The following is a 16,146-nucleotide window of genomic DNA, read 5'->3' as shown; positions in this document are numbered from 1 at the left end:
CGTGGCTATTATCATCCATATTTGCGGTGGTTAGAATGCGTTTTTTCGGGAGAATTTTATGGACCTCAATAATAACGCCAGCGTTTTTGCCCATTTACACCGTCAACCTCATCCATTGCGGCTACCCAATGCCTGGGATGCCGGTAGCGCATTACTGATTGAAAGCCTTGGCGCCGCGGCGATTGCGACAACCAGCGCCGGCGTTGCGTGGTCATTGGGCTATCGCGATGGAGATAAATTGCCGTTGGAGCTGCATCTTGCAAGTATTGCTTCGATAGCGCGCGTGATTAACGTACCGCTCAGTGTCGACATTGAAGGTGGCTATGCCACGGCGGAACACAGCCTTGAACGTGTAGTAGCACGTTTTATTGATGTCGGCGCGGTCGGTATCAATATTCAGGATGGCGTGGACCAGCCGCAAACGCTATGTGAAAAAATTGGCCTGGCGCGCAAAGTCGCGGAACGGATGGGCGTCAAACTTTACATCAATGCCCGTACGGATGTTTACGCGCGCAATTTGGTACCTGCCGCCATGCAGGTGGATGAAACGTTGGCGCGTGCCAAATTGTACCGCGACGCAGGGGCGGACGGCCTGTTTGTTTTGGGGGTGACCGATCCGCAGGCCATCCGTGAAATTTCCGACAATACGGAACTGCTGCTAAACGTGATCGCCTGGCCCGGTCTTTTGCCTGCCGATCAGCTTGCCGCCCTGGGAGTAAGACGGGTCAGCGTCGGCTCATGGATCCCGCAAACGTTATGGTCGCACACCGCAAAATTGACCACGGATTTTCTTACGGATGGCGGTTCCGAACCCTTGTTTAGTGACGCGGCACCCTATGCACACATCAATGGCTGTTTTCCTGATTGAGCCATCGCTCTATTGAGAATAGAAACGGGCTACGCCAGTGATTTCCAGCGTCACGTTAACCCCAAAAGATGAACCAAGCCGACGCCAAGGCAAATTAATGAGCTGAGGATAATAAAACGGTTGATCCTGCCGGTCCGCGTAAGGCGAAAGGGCCGGCAGCCCAACCCGAGGCGCTTAGCGTATGGAAATAACATTAATCTTAGGGTGTGATATGACACCTTAATAGCAGAAAGGAAAATAGAAAATAAGTGACAGCTTGAGGTTATTAACTTACTCATCATGGGTTAGATACAGAATAATAATATTATCTTTTGTAATCAGGTTGACGAGTTTATTTTGTGCAACTATTACTAATAAATATTGATGAATCAATAACTCAGCAACGAGGCGAGCATATGGAGCAAATTCTCCGGCATCCTCTGTTTTTGTTTTTAGCGCTTTTTGCCCTGATGTCGCTGGGGTCTTTGGGAAGTATTTTTCTGCTCAGAAGGAAAAAACGCCTTGATGGTGCAGAGTTGGATGATTTTAACCTTGTGCAAGGAGCGACCTTGACGCTGTTGGCGTTGCTGATTGGTTTTAGTTTTTCTATGGCCATCAGCAGATACGATCAGCGGAAAAACTATGAAGAAGAGGAAGCCAACGCCATAGGTACCGAATTTCTGCGGGCCGATTTGGTTTCCAGCGACAGGCGCGAAAAGATCCGCAGTTTGCTAAAACACTATGTCCAGCTGCGAATAGACTACTACCAGACACGCGACGTCAAAGCTCTGGCGGCGCTTGCCGAACAGACCAATGGGCAACAGGCGCAGCTGTGGGCGGAAATCCAGCAGGCGGCAAAAGAGCAGGCGACACCCATTGTCGCGCTGGCGGTGTCAGGCATGAACGATGTGATCAATACGCAGGGTTATACCCAGGCCGCATGGTTGAATCGTATACCGGTTTCCGCCTGGATCTTGCTGATCGTGATTGCGCTGATTTGTTGCATGTTGGTGGGATACAGCGCTCGGAGCCAGGTAGGGAAAAGTATTTTCCCGCTGGTGCTACCGGCGATGGTGGCTTTATCGATGGCGATGATCGCCGATATTGACACCCCCCGGGGAGGATTAATCAGAGTGGTACCGCAGAATCTGCTTAGCCTGCAGCAAAGCTTGCCTTAGTGATATCGACGGTACTGTTGCTGCGCTGCACCAGCCCGAATAGATGATTCAGGCCAGCGCCACGGAAAGCCAGCGTGTGATGGCTAGGGTCAGGTCGTGAACGTTCCCCTCAGTCTTTGTGCCTTTCTCTGAACAGGGTGGTTGCAATCAGGCTAATCGTCAGCATACCGGTGACGTACCACGCTGGAGCCAGTGGATTGCCGCTCACATCCAGCAGCCAAGTGACGATAAACTGTGCCGAGCCGCCAAACAGCGTCACGCCAAAAGCGTATATCATCGAGGTGCCGGTGGCGCGGACGTGGCGCGGTAGCGCTGAGACGATCAGCATGGTACTCGTTAACATGTTGATGCCCAGAGCGCCGATCAGCAGGATGCGGATAACGATGGCTAACCATAGATACTCGGCGGAACCCAAAAACCAAAAGGTCGGGTAAATCAGCACCAATGAGGCAAAAATCGAGAGAATCAGCGGTTTTTTGTAGTTTTGCACGCGATCCACATAGCGGCCAGCGTAATACACGGCGATGATTTGCACTATGGAAGCGACACAGCTGAACAGGTAGGCGACAGGACCTGCGATGTGATAGGTCTGCATCATATAGGTTGGCATATACAGCAGCACAATATAAACCATCACCGTGCCGGACATGATAATCAGCACGCCCAGCAGCAGGTCTTTGACGTGGTTACGCAGCAAATCCAGCACCGGGTTTGTCGAGGGGTGTTTTTTATCTTGTGCTTCCCCACTGTAGGTTTCTTCCAGGTGTTTACGGATATACACGCCGGCAGGAATGATCAGCAGGCCGATAATAAAGGGCACGCGCCAGCCCCAGGAGTAGAGCGCTTCTTCTGAGAGAAAATAGGTTAACAACAACCCGAAAGAGGCACCCAGCAGGGCGCTGATACCTTGGCTAATCGCCTGCCAACTGACAAAGAAACCGCGCTGATTGGCGCCAGCAGACTCCAACAACAACGTCGTGGCCGAACCGACTTCACCACCGGCAGCAAAGCCCTGAATGAGTCGCCCTACCACAATCAGCATGGGGGCGAAGACGCCAATCTGCGCATGGGTGGGGGCAAAGGCAATCAAAGCGGTACCGACGCCCATCAGGACGATGGTCATCAACATGGCCGCCTTGCGCCCGACGCGGTCAGCATAAGCGCCCAAGACCATGCTGCCCAGCGGACGCATAATAAACCCGACGCCGAAGACCGCCACCGACATTAATAAAGACCCGTAGGCGCTGTCGCTAGGGAAATACAGCTTACCGATAATAGCGGCAAAGAAGCTGTAGACGGTGAAGTCGAAGATCTCCAACCCGTTGCCCAGGCTGGCACCGAAGATGACCTTATAATTAACCGCCTTCTTTTCGGCGGTTTGATTCTCGGATAACGCGTTTTCTGCAGTGTTCATCATTATCTCTCGTGATAGGTTTTGGGTTTGTTATTCGTTATTTTTATTGGTAACGCCGCATGTTTCCGCCATGTCTGTAATCGGTACTGCGATCGGCGCTGACGGCACTCGCGTAATCACAAAACTGCAACCTTACATTTACATATACTTGTATGTACAAGTATGTGCAATACGCGTTCAGATAACCTGATTACAGTTGTATTGAATGTGATAATTATTTATTTATCAGTGTCTTATTTTTATTTTTCGAGATTATTGGCGAAAGGTTATGAATCGATTTAGTGAGCTATTACGCATAACCAGCCTAAATCAACGCAGGTTTTAAGAGTCCAATCACAAAACCAATTTTAGAGAGGGAAATAAGGTAATCAGGTGGTTAAAACAGAATAAACTAAAGCGTCTTCATCTATAGAAAGCCAAAGTAGCGAATGAAGCCGAATGCAGGATGACAATATTTTTATTTTCGCTTTCTTACCGTTGCCTATGTATTTCACACCAAGAAAACGGCGGACGTATTACTCTCGCCACGTAGGATTTTTTTCATTGCACGATGTGCCATCTCGTTATTCTATAGCGCCATTCTTCCGTGGACCGTTCGTACTGAGGTAGCCTTTATACTTGTTTGCCGGCACGAAGACCTACCTGACTGTTTTGATGCCAGGCTGGCCGCAGGGTGCTCTTTGTTTTTCTGCGCTTGCTGTCTGCTCAAATTGTCACCAAAACTTCCCGCGATCTCTTATCCCCGTTATGGCATAATGCGCGCCAAATCACATTCCCAATGATATGAAGAGCGAGCGCTGTGTTAAGCACTAACAACATCACTATGCAGTTTGGCAGTAAGCCGCTGTTTGAAAACATCTCTGTTAAATTTGGTGGCGGTAACCGCTATGGTTTGATCGGGGCCAACGGCTGCGGCAAATCCACCTTTATGAAAATCCTGGGTGGCGATCTGGTACCGAGCGGCGGCAACGTGTTCCTCGACCCGAACGAACGCCTGGGTAAACTGCGTCAGGATCAGTTCGCTTTTGAGCAATACAGCGTGCTGGACACTGTCATCATGGGCCACCATGAACTGTGGGCAGTGAAGGAAGAGCGCGACCGCATTTACGCGATGGCCGAAATGAGCGAAGAAGACGGCTATAAAGTGGCCGATCTGGAAGTGGCTTACGGCGAGATGGACGGTTACACCGCTGAAGCGCGTGCCGGCGAACTGCTGCTCGGCGTAGGTATTCCGGTTGAACAGCACTACGGCCCAATGAGCGAAATTGCGCCGGGCTTCAAGCTGCGCGTATTGCTGGCACAGGCGTTGTTCTCCGATCCAGAAATCCTGCTGCTCGATGAACCGACGAACAACCTGGACATCGATACTATTCGTTGGCTGGAGCAGGTGCTGAACGAACGTAACAGCACCATGGTTATCATCTCGCATGACCGTCACTTCCTGAACATGGTGTGTACTCACATGGCGGATCTGGACTACGGCGAGCTGCGTGTCTATCCGGGCAACTACGACGAATACATGACGGCGGCCACTCAGGCGCGTGAGCGTCTGGTTGCGGATAATGCGAAGAAGAAGGCACAGATTAACGAACTGCAGTCGTTCGTGAGCCGCTTCAGCGCCAATGCGTCCAAATCCAAGCAGGCAACTTCGCGTGCACGCCAGATCGACAAGATCCAGCTGGAAGAAGTGAAGGCTTCAAGCCGCCAGAACCCGTTCATTCGTTTCGAACAGGACAAGAAACTGTTCCGTAACGCGCTGGAAGTAGAAGCACTGACCAAAGGCTTCGATAACGGCCCACTGTTCAGCAAGTTTAACCTGATGGTTGAAGTCGGCGAGAAAGTCGCGGTGCTGGGCCCGAACGGTATCGGTAAGTCTACCTTGCTGAAAACGCTGGTGGGTGACTCTCAGCCGGACAGCGGCAGCGTGAAATGGTCTGAAAACGCCAAGATTGGTTACTACGCGCAGGATCACGAATACGAGTTCGATGACACCCTGACGGTATTCGACTGGATGAGCCAGTGGAAACAGGAAAAAGACGACGAGCAGGCGGTGCGTAGCGTACTGGGTCGTTTGCTGTTCAGCCAGGACGACATCAAGAAGAAAGTGAAGGTGTTGTCGGGGGGGGAGAAGGGCCGCATGTTGTTCGGCAAGCTGATGATGCAGCGCCCTAACATCCTGATTATGGATGAACCAACCAACCACCTGGACATGGAATCCATCGAGTCGCTGAACATGGCGTTGGAAATGTACGAAGGCACCTTGATCTTCGTTTCCCATGACCGTGAGTTCGTTAGCTCGCTGGCAACCCGCGTACTGGAAATGACACCGACCAAGGTTGTCGACTTTACCGGCAACTACGAAGACTATCTGCGTAGCCAGGGTATCGTATAACGCTTCGGTAGGGGCGCGCCCCTAACCAGTGACACGCTAAGGCGGGAGCAATCCCGCCTTTTTTGTTGCTGTTATTCCCCGCCACACACCTCACACTGCGGGTTCTTCGGCAGTTTCATTTCGCGGAACTGCAGGGTCATTGCATCAAACATCAGCAGTTTACCGGTGAGTGGCTGGCCATACTGCGCCAGCAGCTTGATGGCCTCCATGGCCTGCAAGGTGCCAATCGTGCCGACCAGCGGTGCCATTACCCCGGCTTCAACGCAGGTCAGCGCATTGTCACCGAATAACCGGCTCAGGCAGCGGTAACAAGGCTCGTCAGGTTGATAGGTGAAGACACTGAGCTGCCCCTCCATACGGATCGCCGCACCGGATACCAAGGGTTTGCGTTGTGCGTGACACAGGCGGTTCAGCAGGTCGCGCGTCGCCACGTTGTCTGTGCAATCGAGCACCAGATCGCAGGCGGCAATCTGCGCCGCCATCTGTTCGTCATTCAGTTGGCCATCAAGGGTATCAATGTGAACATGGGGATTGATCGCGCTTAATTCGATGCGGGCAGACTCCACTTTTGCCATGCCGATGCGCGCGTCGCGATGCAGAACCTGGCGCTGCAGGTTGGAGAGCGAAACGGTGTCGAAATCAACCAGCGTCAGGTGACCCACGCCCGCCGCGGCCAGATAGGGGGCGGCGGCGCAGCCCAACCCGCCGAGGCCGACAATCAACACCCGTGCGGCTTTCAGTTTTTCCTGGCCGTCAAAGTCGAAGCCGCGCAGGATAATTTGGCGGTTATAGCGAAGCGCTTCGGCATCGGTTAATTCCGGCAGCATGCTCAGTTCCTCAGCAGGGCGTTGAAGGGCTCAACTTCGACCATTTCGCCTGCGGCAACAAAGCCGCGTTCGCGCTCCAATACGATAAAGCAGTTACCCTGACTGAATGAACTGAATATGTGCGACCCTTGATGCCCGGTAGTGCTCACTTCCAACTCACCCTGAGCATTGCTGGTAAACACGCCGCGCTGGAAATCGAGGCGACCAGGTGCCTTCTTCAATGGCGTCAATGTGCGGGCTTTTAGGCGCGGTGGCAGATGCCAGTCGCTGTGCCCGGCCAGTTTCGCCAAGAGCGGTTGTACCAGTTGGTAGAAGGTCAGGGCTGCGGAAACCGGGTTGCCCGGCAGGCCACAGAACCAAGCATGCTTTAATTTACCGAAAGCAAAAGGTTTACCCGGTTTGATTGCCAGCCTCCAGAAACTGACTTCGCCCAACTCATCGAGCATTTGCTTGGTGTAGTCGGCTTCACCCACCGAGACCCCACCGCTGCTGATCACCACATCTGCCTGACTGTCCGCCTGTTCAAAGGCCGCGCGCAACGCATGTTGATCATCACGGATAATGCCCAGATCCAGCGTCTCACAGCCGAGTTGTTCCAGCATCAGGCGCACAGCAAAACGGTTGGTATCATAAATTTGACCGGCCTGCAGGGGCTGGCCGACCGGTTGCAGTTCATCACCGGTAGAAAATACGGCTACCTTCAGTTTACGCATGACCTGTACGTCGGCGACGCCGAGCGAAGCCAACAAGGGTAACTGTGCGGCACCCAATCTCACACCTGCGGGCAACACCTCTGCGCCCTGGCGGATGTCTTCCCCGGCCAAGCGGATATTTTGCCCGGTTTGCACTTCAACGGTGAAGCGTACGCCAGCCTCACTCACCTCTGCTTGTTCCTGCATGATCACGGCTTCTGTACCCGCAGGGATAGGCGCGCCGGTCATGATGCGGATGCAGGAATTTGCCGGCCACTCACCGTTGAATGGCGCACCGGCAAAGGCTTTTCCGGCCACAGGCAGTGGCGTGTTGGCCTGCAAGTCGGCGAGGCGCACGGCGTAACCGTCCATGGCCGAGTTGGCGAACGGCGGGACATCAATAGGGGATATCACCGGTGCGGCAGTAATGCGGCCCGCAGCGGCGGTCAGGGCAATGGATTCGGTCTGTTGCAGGGGAGAAAGCTGGCTGAGCATCTTCTCTAATGCCTGCTCCAGGGAAATAAGATCGGAAGTATGGCAATGATCCATCGGGGGAGCTCCGTAATCAGGGTGCGCGAAATTTTCGGCAAAGTAGGGGTATTATGAAGGATGCTATGCTGATGTATACCCAAAATAATTGGAGTTGCATCACGGCGACAAGAGCATTCATCCCCGGGAGCTTACTCAAGTAAGTGACAGGGGGGATGCTCGCAGTTAACACAGATGCCGCTTCAAGTATGAAGGGTATAAACAACAGGAGGCAGTGATGCACACACAGGTATTAGACTTCTGGTTCGACGAGATCGAACCGGCATTGTGGTTCAAAAAGGATGATAATTTTGATCGCCTGCTGCATACGCGTTTTAGCGAGATTTGGCATGCCGCCGCTGCCGGAGAGTTGGCTCACTGGCGAGAAACCATTGAAGGGCGGTTGGCGGAGGTGATTGTCCTTGATCAGTTCAGCCGCAATTTGTTCCGGGGTACGCCACGTTCATTTGCCAGCGACTGTATGGCATTGGTGTTAGCGCAAGAGGCGATCCGCACCGGGCAGTGTGAACAGCTCAGCCCGGTGCAACGTGGTTTTCTCTATTTGCCTTTTATGCATTCGGAGTCGGCATTGATTCATCAGCAAGCGCTGGCGCTTTACAGAGAACTTGATAATGGCGATCAGTTGGATTTTGAATTGCGGCATAAAGCCATTATCGACCGTTTCGGCCGTTACCCGCACCGGAATGCGATATTAGGCCGTGTCTCTACGCCGGAAGAAGAAGCATTTTTGTTGTTACCGGGATCGGGGTTCTGAATATTGATTTTCTGCGTTCAGCCTGCGTAAAAGCAGCAGGTTGAACCTGTGGTTTCGAAATGTTCAGAGATATCGGTTATTTCTTTAGATAATAGTTCTCCCTCCGTCAGGTGTTTTTACCAAAAATCCCAGTCGTTATTTATGACGTTTTGAGTGCGTTATAACCCACTGTTTTTATTCCATTAAGCTATTTCAATGTGCGAAATAATCTAAGCGGGCTACGCTAAAGGCTGAGTCATGACTTAATGCTTTACATAGAATGCCGGGCTAAATATAGTCGGGAAAAGATAAAATAAATAATTATCAGCCCGGAAACGGTGCGGGATTAACACAGGGTGTCAGGCAAATGAGCAAACCAGTGATTGCTATTCATGGCGGTGCGGGTGCAATTACCCGTGCGGCGCTGAGTGTTGAAAAGGAACAAGAGTATATTTTGGCGTTATCCAGCATTGTTGGCGCGGGTCAGGCGATTCTGGCCAGAGGCGGCAGCGCATTGGATGCGGTTACCGAAGCCGTAAGGTTACTGGAAGAGTGCCCGTTGTTTAACGCAGGCAAAGGTTCCGTGTTTACCCATCAGGGCACGCATGAATTGGATGCTTGTGTGATGGATGGCCGAACCTGTGATGCTGGCGCCGTGGCGTGCGTGAGTCGGATACGCAATCCGGTGCTGGCTGCGCGCGCGGTACTGGAAAACAGCCAACACGTCTTGTTTGCCGCTGAGGGCGCTGAGAAATTCGCCGCCGCCCATGGCCTGGAAATGGTCTCCCCCGACTTCTTCTTTACCCAACAGCGTTTTGACCAATTGCACCGTGCTCAGGCGGAGCAGGGGCGCGTGTTGCTCGATCATGACGGTGCCGCACAGACCGGTGAGCCGATTGATCCCGATCGTAAATTCGGCACCGTGGGTGCGGTGGCGCTGGACGTCATGGGCAACCTGGCGGCAGCGACCTCGACCGGCGGAATGACGAACAAACAAGCGGGTCGGGTCGGTGATACGCCCATTATCGGCGCCGGTTGCTATGCCAATAACGCCACCGTGGCGGTGTCTAGTACCGGCACGGGTGAGATATTCATGCGCGGCGTGTCGGCCTATGACGTTTCCGCCTTGATGGAGTATGCCGGTCTCAGCTTGCAGCAGGCCAGCGACCGGGTGGTAATGGAAAAGCTGCTGGCGATGGGTGGCAGCGGCGGCATGATCGCCATCGACAGCCAGGGTAACGTGGCGCTGCCTTTTAATAGTGAAGGTATGTACCGCGGTTTTGGTTATGTCGGCGATGCGCCGTCGGTAGGGATTTATCGCTAATCGATCGCCAGGAGGGTGCATGACTGAGACCTTAATGCCACCCGCGGCCGACAGTGGGTTAGTGCTGCCACCGCAGCGCGTACTGTCGGTGCGTGATCTGAGTATTCAATTTCATCAACAGAGCGAAACCGTCAACGCGGTGCGTAACCTGTCATTTGATGTCGATCGCGGTGAAACGCTGGCGATCGTGGGCGAGTCCGGTTCAGGAAAGTCCGTCACTTCGCTGGCATTGATGCGTTTAGTCGAGCAGGGGGGCGGGGAAATCGTCAGTGGTGCCATGCCGTTTCGGCGGCGTAGCGGTGACGTGCTGGATCTGGCCCAGGCGCCTCAGGGCATGCTGCGCAGGGTCCGCGGTGCCGATATGGCGATGATTTTTCAGGAACCCATGACCTCGCTGAATCCGGTCTTCCCGGTAGGTGAGCAGATCGCCGAATCCTTACGCCTGCACCAGGCAATGGATCACCGCACGGCGAAACAAGCCGCTTTACAGATGCTCGACCTGGTACGGATCCCTGAAGCCAAAGACGTGCTCAAGCGCTATCCGCATCAGCTTTCCGGCGGTATGCGTCAGCGGGTGATGATCGCCATGGCGCTCTCTTGCAAACCTGCTTTATTGATCGCTGACGAACCGACTACCGCGCTGGACGTGACCATTCAGGCGCAGATCCTGCAGCTTATCCGTGTGCTTCAGCAGGAAATGCAGATGGGGGTGATTTTCATTACTCACGACATGGGCGTAGTGGCGGAGATTGCCGACCGGGTACTGGTGATGCGCCAGGGGGAGAGCGTCGAACAAGGCACAGTGAGAGACGTGTTCACCGCCCCGCAACAGCCGTATACCCAGGCATTGCTGGCCGCGGTACCGAAGCTCGGTTCGATGGCGATGCAAGACTTTCCGGCCAAGTTTCCCTTGCCGGACGGTACGGACAATGGCGGGCCTCAGGACACCGTGCCGTCAGGCGCCTCGCCGATCCTACGGGTAGAAAACCTGGTTACTCGCTTTGATCTGCGCAGCGGCATTCTGAACCGTGTCACCCGTCAGGTACATGCGGTGGAAAATGTCAGCTTTGATCTTTACCCCGGAGAAACGCTGGGTTTGGTGGGGGAGTCAGGTTGCGGAAAATCGACCACCGGCCGTTCGTTGCTGAAGCTGGTGGACAGCCAGCGCGGTACCATTACTTTTGATGGTCGTCAGATTAATCAATTGAAAGGGTCGGCATTACAGCATGTGCGGCGAGACATTCAGTTTATTTTCCAGGACCCCTACGCCTCACTCGACCCACGTTTGACCGTCGGTTTCTCGATTATGGAACCCTTGCTGATACATAACGTGATGCGCGGCAAGGCGGCGCAAGAGAGGGTCGCCTGGCTGCTGGAGCGTGTCGGATTGAAACCGGAACACGCTCGGCGCTACCCACATGAATTCTCCGGCGGGCAGCGGCAGCGCATCTGCATTGCACGTGCGTTGGCACTCAATCCTAAAGTCGTGATCGCCGACGAGTCGGTGTCGGCTCTCGATGTGTCGATTCAAGCGCAGATCGTCAACCTGCTGCTCGATTTACAGCGTGAGTTTGGCATCGCCTTTTTATTTATCTCCCATGATATGGCTGTGGTGGAGCGTATTAGCCACCGCGTCGCCGTGATGTTCCTCGGGCAGATCGTTGAGATCGGCCCACGTCGTGCGGTGTTTGATAACCCCCAGCATGCCTATACGCGCAAGCTGATGGCGGCCGTGCCGGTGGCCGATCCGACCCATGATCACAAACGCCAGCCGCTGCTGGTAGATGAAATCCCCAGCCCGATCCGCGCATTGGGCGATGAACCCGTTACCGCACCGCTGGTGCAGGTTGGCCCCGGGCACTTTGTTGCCCGTCACCCGATCGCCGGTGCCTTTTAGTGACCTCAGGAGAAGCAAGCACCATGAAGCACACATTCAAACGTAAGGCATTAGCGGCCGTCGTGCTGCTGGCGGCGGTGGGCGCTGGCCCAGCTTGGGCAGCAAAGGATGCGGTGATCGCCGTCGCGTCCAACTTCACCACGCTTGATCCCTATGATGCCAATGACACGTTGTCACAGGCGGTGGCCAAATCCTTCTATCAGGGCCTGTTTGGTTTTGATAAGGATATGAAACTGGTGAACGTATTGGCTGATAGCTACGAGGTGAGCCCAGACGGTTTGACCTACACCGTCAAGCTGCACCCGGGGGTGAAATTCCACGACGGTACCGAGTTTAATGCCGAGGCGGTGAAGGTTAACCTGGATCGCGCCAGCAACCCGGACAACCACCTCAAACGCTACAACCTGTTCAAGATGATCGACAAAACCGAGGTGGTGGACGCCACCACGGTGAAGATTGTGCTGAAGGCGCCGTTCTCGGCGTTTATCAACAACCTGGCACACCCGGCAGCGGTGATCATATCCCCGGCGGCGCTGAAGCAGTACGGTAAAGAGATCGGTTTCCATCCTGTCGGCACCGGCCCGTATCAATTCGTGACCTGGAACCAAACCGACTTCGTCAAGGTGAAAAAGTTTGATGGGTATTGGAAACCGGGGCTACCTAAGCTCGACAGCATCACCTGGCGACCGATAGTGGACAACAATACCCGAGCGGCGATGTTGCAAACCGGCGAGGCGACCTTTGCCTTCCCGATCCCTTATGAGCAAGCCAAGGTGTTGGAAGGCAATGCCAAGCTTGATCTGGTGGCCGCTCCCTCGATTCTGCAGCGTTATATCAGCCTGAACGTGACTCAAAAGCCCTTTGACAACCTGAAGGTCCGTCAGGCGCTAAACTACGCCATCAACAAAGATGCGTTGATCAAGGTGGCGTTCTCCGGCTATGCGGTACCGGCAGAAGGGCCGGTGCCACCGGCCATCGATTTTGCTACCCGTTATAAGCCGTGGCCGTACGATCCGGCCAAGGCCCGCGAACTGCTGAAAGAGGCTGGCTATCCTAACGGTTTCACGACCACGCTGTGGTCCTCTCATAACCACAGTACTGCGCAAAAAGTACTGCAATTTGCCCAGCAGCAGTTGGCGCAGGTTGGGGTGAAAGTGACGGTCACTGCCATGGATGCCGGCCAGCGTGCGGCGCAGGTGGAAAGCGTTGGAGTGAAGGACACCGGGGTACGGATGTTCTATACCGGCTGGTCTGCGTCAACCGGTGAGGCAGATTGGGCACTGTCGCCGTTGTTCTCTACCCAGGCCGCACCGCCGAAGCAGTTCAACACGGCGTTTTACAGCAATCCGCAGGTGGATCAGGATCTGACCAGTGCTCTGGCGACGACCGATCGTGCCGAAAAGCAAAAACTGTACAAGGATGCACAGGATCGTATTTGGGCTGACGCACCCTGGATCTTCCTGGCGACAGAACGCCTGTTGTCCGCCAATAACAAGCAGTTGAGTGGTTTCTATGTAATGCCGGATACCTCGTTCAACTTTGACAATGCCGACCTTAAATAAGGCACCCATCCCCGCTCTCTTCGAGGGCGGGGTGAGGGGACTCGCGCGAGATGCTTAATTATTTTCTGAAACGACTGTTAGGCCTAATCCCGACGTTATTGATTGTCGCGGTGCTGGTGTTTCTGTTCGTCCATATGTTGCCTGGTGATCCGGCCCGGCTGGCGGCAGGCCCGGAAGCCGACGAGGCGGTGGTGCAACTGGTCCGTAAGGATTTGGGGTTGGACAAGCCGCTACCGCAGCAGTTTGTGCACTTTTTTGTCAATGCGCTGCAGGGGGATTTTGGCACCTCGATGGTATCCAAACGCCCAGTGAGCGAAGAAATCGGCTCGCGTTTCCTGCCGACGTTGTGGCTGACTCTGACCAGCATGCTGTGGGCGACGATCTTCGGTATGGGGATCGGCATGGTGTCTGCTGTATGGCGCAATAAGTGGCCCGATCGCCTTGGTATGACGCTGGCCGTTTCTGGGATCTCATTCCCCGCGTTTGCACTTGGTATGCTGCTGATGCAGGTGTTTTCCGTCAACCTGGGTTGGCTGCCGACGGTGGGCGCCGACAGCTGGCGGCACTATATCCTGCCCTCCATCACGCTGGGGGCGGCGGTAGCGGCGGTGATGGCGCGTTTTACCCGTGCTTCATTCGTGGAAGTGCTGCAAGAGGACTATATGCGCACTGCGCGGGCCAAGGGGGTACGGGAAACCATGGTGGTGGTGAAACATGGGATGCGCAATGCGATGATCCCGGTGGTCACCATGATGGGGTTACAGTTTGGCTTTTTGCTCGGCGGTTCGATCGTCGTGGAGAAAGTGTTCAACTGGCCGGGGCTGGGCAGGCTGTTGGTCGACTCGGTGGAGATGCGTGATTATCCGGTGATCCAGGCTGAAGTCTTGCTGTTTTCGTTGGAGTTTATTTTGATTAACTTGTTGGTTGACCTGCTGTATGCGGCAATTAACCCGGCGATACGCTACAAATGAGGACACGGGATGATTAAGCATTGGCGACGTAATGCCGTACTGAAAGCGCTACCGACGATGGATTCTCACGCAGTGCGTACGCCATGGCATGAGTTCTGGCGGCGTTTCCGCCAACAACGCGTGGCGCTGTTGGCCGGGGCGCTGGTGGTGGTATTGGCGGTAGCCGCATTGCTGGCGCCCTATCTGGTGCCCTTTGATGCGGAAAACTATTTTGATTATGACCGACTGAACGAAGGTCCTTCGTTAATGCATTGGCTGGGGGTGGATTCACTGGGGCGGGATATTTTTAGCCGCATTCTGATGGGGGCGCGTATCTCACTGGCTGCCGGGGTGTTTTCGGTGCTGGTCGGCGGCGTGATTGGGACGTTGCTGGGCCTGTTGGCGGGTTACTACGAAGGCTGGTGGGATCGCATCACCATGCGTATTTGCGACGTGCTGTTTGCCTTCCCCGGCATTTTGCTGGCAATTGGTGTGGTGGCGATAATGGGCAGCGGCATGGCCAATGTGATCATTGCGGTGGCCATTTTCAGCATCCCGGCATTTGCCCGGCTGGTACGAGGCAACACGCTGGTGTTGAAGCACCTGACCTATATCGAGTCGGCACGCAGCCTGGGGGCGTCGGACTGGACCATTATCATGCGGCATATATTCCCTGGGACGATTTCGTCGATCGTGGTCTATTTTACTATGCGTATCGGCACATCCATCATTACCGCCGCCAGCCTGTCATTCCTCGGTTTGGGCGCGCAACCCCCCACGCCGGAATGGGGGGCGATGCTTAATGAAGCACGAGCGGATATGGTGATTGCACCACACGTGGCGATTTTCCCCAGCCTGGCGATATTCATTACCGTATTGGCGTTTAACCTGTTGGGGGATGGGCTGCGAGATGCCTTGGATCCGAAATTGAAGGGATGATTTTCTGTGAGGCAGGGGCGGAGTGCGGCATAGTTTGATTGGTATACCCCTGCTTCATGAGTATAATTGATGATTATTTAATCCATGCGTCAAGCAGGGGTGAAAGTATGTCTGCAGTCAATAATAGCTCGACAAAAAAAACGGTAAACGTGACTGTTGATCGCGAACTTTTCCAGAAGGCAAAGGCTCTCGGCGTCAATGTATCCTCAGTATTGGCTGATGCTTTAAATGCTCGGGTACGCGATATTGAAATTCAACAATGGCGTGAGGAAAATCGACATGCATTGGAAGAGCTCAACCGTATTTCTGAAGAGAATGGTTTGCTTTCTGATGAATACAAGGTGTTCTGACTATGCAGTTCACGGTTTATCATAATACGCATCCTGCCTCCGCTTACCCTATCTACTGGATGTTCAAAGCGATCTTCTTGATGTCCTTTCGACAAGATTAGTGATTCCTCTCTACCCTCTGGACAAAATCAGAACGAAAATTCCTCCGCGTTTGTGTCCGGAAATTGAGGTTAATGGGGCGCGTTATTTGGCTATGACGCATGAAATGGCCAGCGTGCGGCGGACGCAGATTGGGGATGTTGCTGGTAATGCGAGTGAACAGAGAAATCAAATTAAGGCCGCCATTGATTTTCTGATTGATGGTTTCTGATTAAATCCTGTCGTCAGCCCCCGTTGAATATTCTATTACCGGAGCCGAAATGCGGTGTGCTGGCTTATTTCGCCATCTGGAAAGTGTGCAATCTGGCGCAAGCCTTTTACCCTTGGTACAAAGGTATAGAGACAGTTTCTTCGCGTTCTGAGTAAGGGATTTGGCAGTCATACGCCGCCAAA

General features: G+C 54.0%; 14 protein-coding genes. 11 read left to right on the top strand and 3 right to left on the bottom strand.

Going from position 1 to position 16,146, the window contains the following annotated elements:
* Positions 1-58 precede the first annotated feature (58 nt).
* Both ACI2J2_RS10260 and ACI2J2_RS10255 read left to right on the top strand, forming a co-directional pair.
* Positions 59-868 (top strand): isocitrate lyase/phosphoenolpyruvate mutase family protein, encoded by an 810-nt coding sequence (locus ACI2J2_RS10260; protein ID WP_404760020.1) that lies wholly within the window; start codon positions 59-61, stop codon positions 866-868.
* A 395-nt stretch (positions 869-1,263) separates the two neighbouring features.
* Positions 1,264-2,025, top strand: a complete 762-nt coding sequence (locus ACI2J2_RS10255) for a hypothetical protein (protein ID WP_265557150.1) — start codon at positions 1,264-1,266, stop codon at positions 2,023-2,025.
* A 109-nt stretch (positions 2,026-2,134) separates the two neighbouring features.
* Here ACI2J2_RS10255 and ACI2J2_RS10250 read toward each other — a convergent pair whose 3' ends face one another.
* Positions 2,135-3,442, bottom strand: coding sequence for an MFS transporter (locus tag ACI2J2_RS10250; protein ID WP_404760019.1), 1,308 nt, complete (start codon positions 3,440-3,442; stop codon positions 2,135-2,137).
* A 796-nt stretch (positions 3,443-4,238) separates the two neighbouring features.
* On the opposite strand from ACI2J2_RS10250, the gene ACI2J2_RS10245 reads away from it, so the two are divergent.
* The gene (locus ACI2J2_RS10245; RefSeq protein ID WP_209632421.1) at positions 4,239-5,831 is read left to right on the top strand and encodes an ABC-F family ATPase; all 1,593 of its coding nucleotides are present in this window, start codon (positions 4,239-4,241) and stop codon (positions 5,829-5,831) included.
* Between the two features lie 71 nt (positions 5,832-5,902).
* Here the strand turns inward: ACI2J2_RS10245 and moeB are convergent, their stop codons facing one another.
* Together moeB and moeA are read right to left on the bottom strand one after the other, a co-directional pair.
* On the bottom strand, positions 5,903-6,658 hold the full coding sequence (gene moeB, locus ACI2J2_RS10240) for a molybdopterin-synthase adenylyltransferase MoeB (RefSeq protein WP_265557148.1): 756 nt from the start codon (positions 6,656-6,658) through the stop codon (positions 5,903-5,905).
* Between the two features lie 2 nt (positions 6,659-6,660).
* The gene (gene moeA, locus ACI2J2_RS10235) at positions 6,661-7,899 is read right to left on the bottom strand and encodes a molybdopterin molybdotransferase MoeA (RefSeq protein ID WP_404760018.1); all 1,239 of its coding nucleotides are present in this window, start codon (positions 7,897-7,899) and stop codon (positions 6,661-6,663) included.
* Between the two features lie 217 nt (positions 7,900-8,116).
* Between moeA and ACI2J2_RS10230 the strand changes: the two genes are divergently transcribed.
* The 8 genes from ACI2J2_RS10230 to ACI2J2_RS10195 all read left to right on the top strand — a co-directional run bounded on the left by ACI2J2_RS10230 (position 8,117) and on the right by ACI2J2_RS10195 (position 15,964).
* The gene (locus tag ACI2J2_RS10230; protein ID WP_404760017.1) at positions 8,117-8,653 is read left to right on the top strand and encodes a DUF924 family protein; all 537 of its coding nucleotides are present in this window, start codon (positions 8,117-8,119) and stop codon (positions 8,651-8,653) included.
* 346 nt (positions 8,654-8,999) lie between these two features.
* Entirely contained in the window at positions 9,000-9,956 is a 957-nt protein-coding gene (locus ACI2J2_RS10225; protein ID WP_209632425.1) for an isoaspartyl peptidase/L-asparaginase family protein, read from the top strand.
* A 19-nt stretch (positions 9,957-9,975) separates the two neighbouring features.
* On the top strand, positions 9,976-11,853 hold the full coding sequence (locus ACI2J2_RS10220; protein WP_404760016.1) for a dipeptide ABC transporter ATP-binding protein: 1,878 nt from the start codon (positions 9,976-9,978) through the stop codon (positions 11,851-11,853).
* 23 nt (positions 11,854-11,876) lie between these two features.
* On the top strand, positions 11,877-13,415 hold the full coding sequence (gene gsiB, locus ACI2J2_RS10215; RefSeq protein ID WP_209632427.1) for a glutathione ABC transporter substrate-binding protein GsiB: 1,539 nt from the start codon (positions 11,877-11,879) through the stop codon (positions 13,413-13,415).
* A 50-nt stretch (positions 13,416-13,465) separates the two neighbouring features.
* A complete protein-coding gene (gsiC, locus tag ACI2J2_RS10210) occupies positions 13,466-14,386 on the top strand; it encodes a glutathione ABC transporter permease GsiC (RefSeq protein WP_209632428.1) in 921 nt (306 codons plus the stop codon).
* A gap of 9 nt (positions 14,387-14,395) precedes the next feature.
* Entirely contained in the window at positions 14,396-15,304 is a 909-nt protein-coding gene (gene gsiD / locus ACI2J2_RS10205) for a glutathione ABC transporter permease GsiD (RefSeq protein WP_209632429.1), read from the top strand.
* 107 nt (positions 15,305-15,411) lie between these two features.
* Positions 15,412-15,654: a type II toxin-antitoxin system CcdA family antitoxin gene (locus ACI2J2_RS10200; protein WP_209632430.1), complete on the top strand. Its 243-nt coding sequence runs from the start codon at positions 15,412-15,414 to the stop codon at positions 15,652-15,654.
* Between the two features lie 100 nt (positions 15,655-15,754).
* Positions 15,755-15,964 carry a CcdB family protein gene (locus tag ACI2J2_RS10195; protein WP_314586822.1) on the top strand — a complete coding sequence of 70 codons (210 nt, stop codon included), beginning with the start codon at positions 15,755-15,757 and terminating at the stop codon, positions 15,962-15,964.
* Positions 15,965-16,146 lie beyond the last annotated feature (182 nt).

Source organism: Serratia sp. NPDC087055 (assembly GCF_044900985.1).
Classification (GTDB): domain Bacteria; phylum Pseudomonadota; class Gammaproteobacteria; order Enterobacterales; family Enterobacteriaceae; genus Serratia.
Note: the sequence above shows the minus strand (reverse complement) of the source record. Positions and strands in the feature narration are given on the sequence as shown.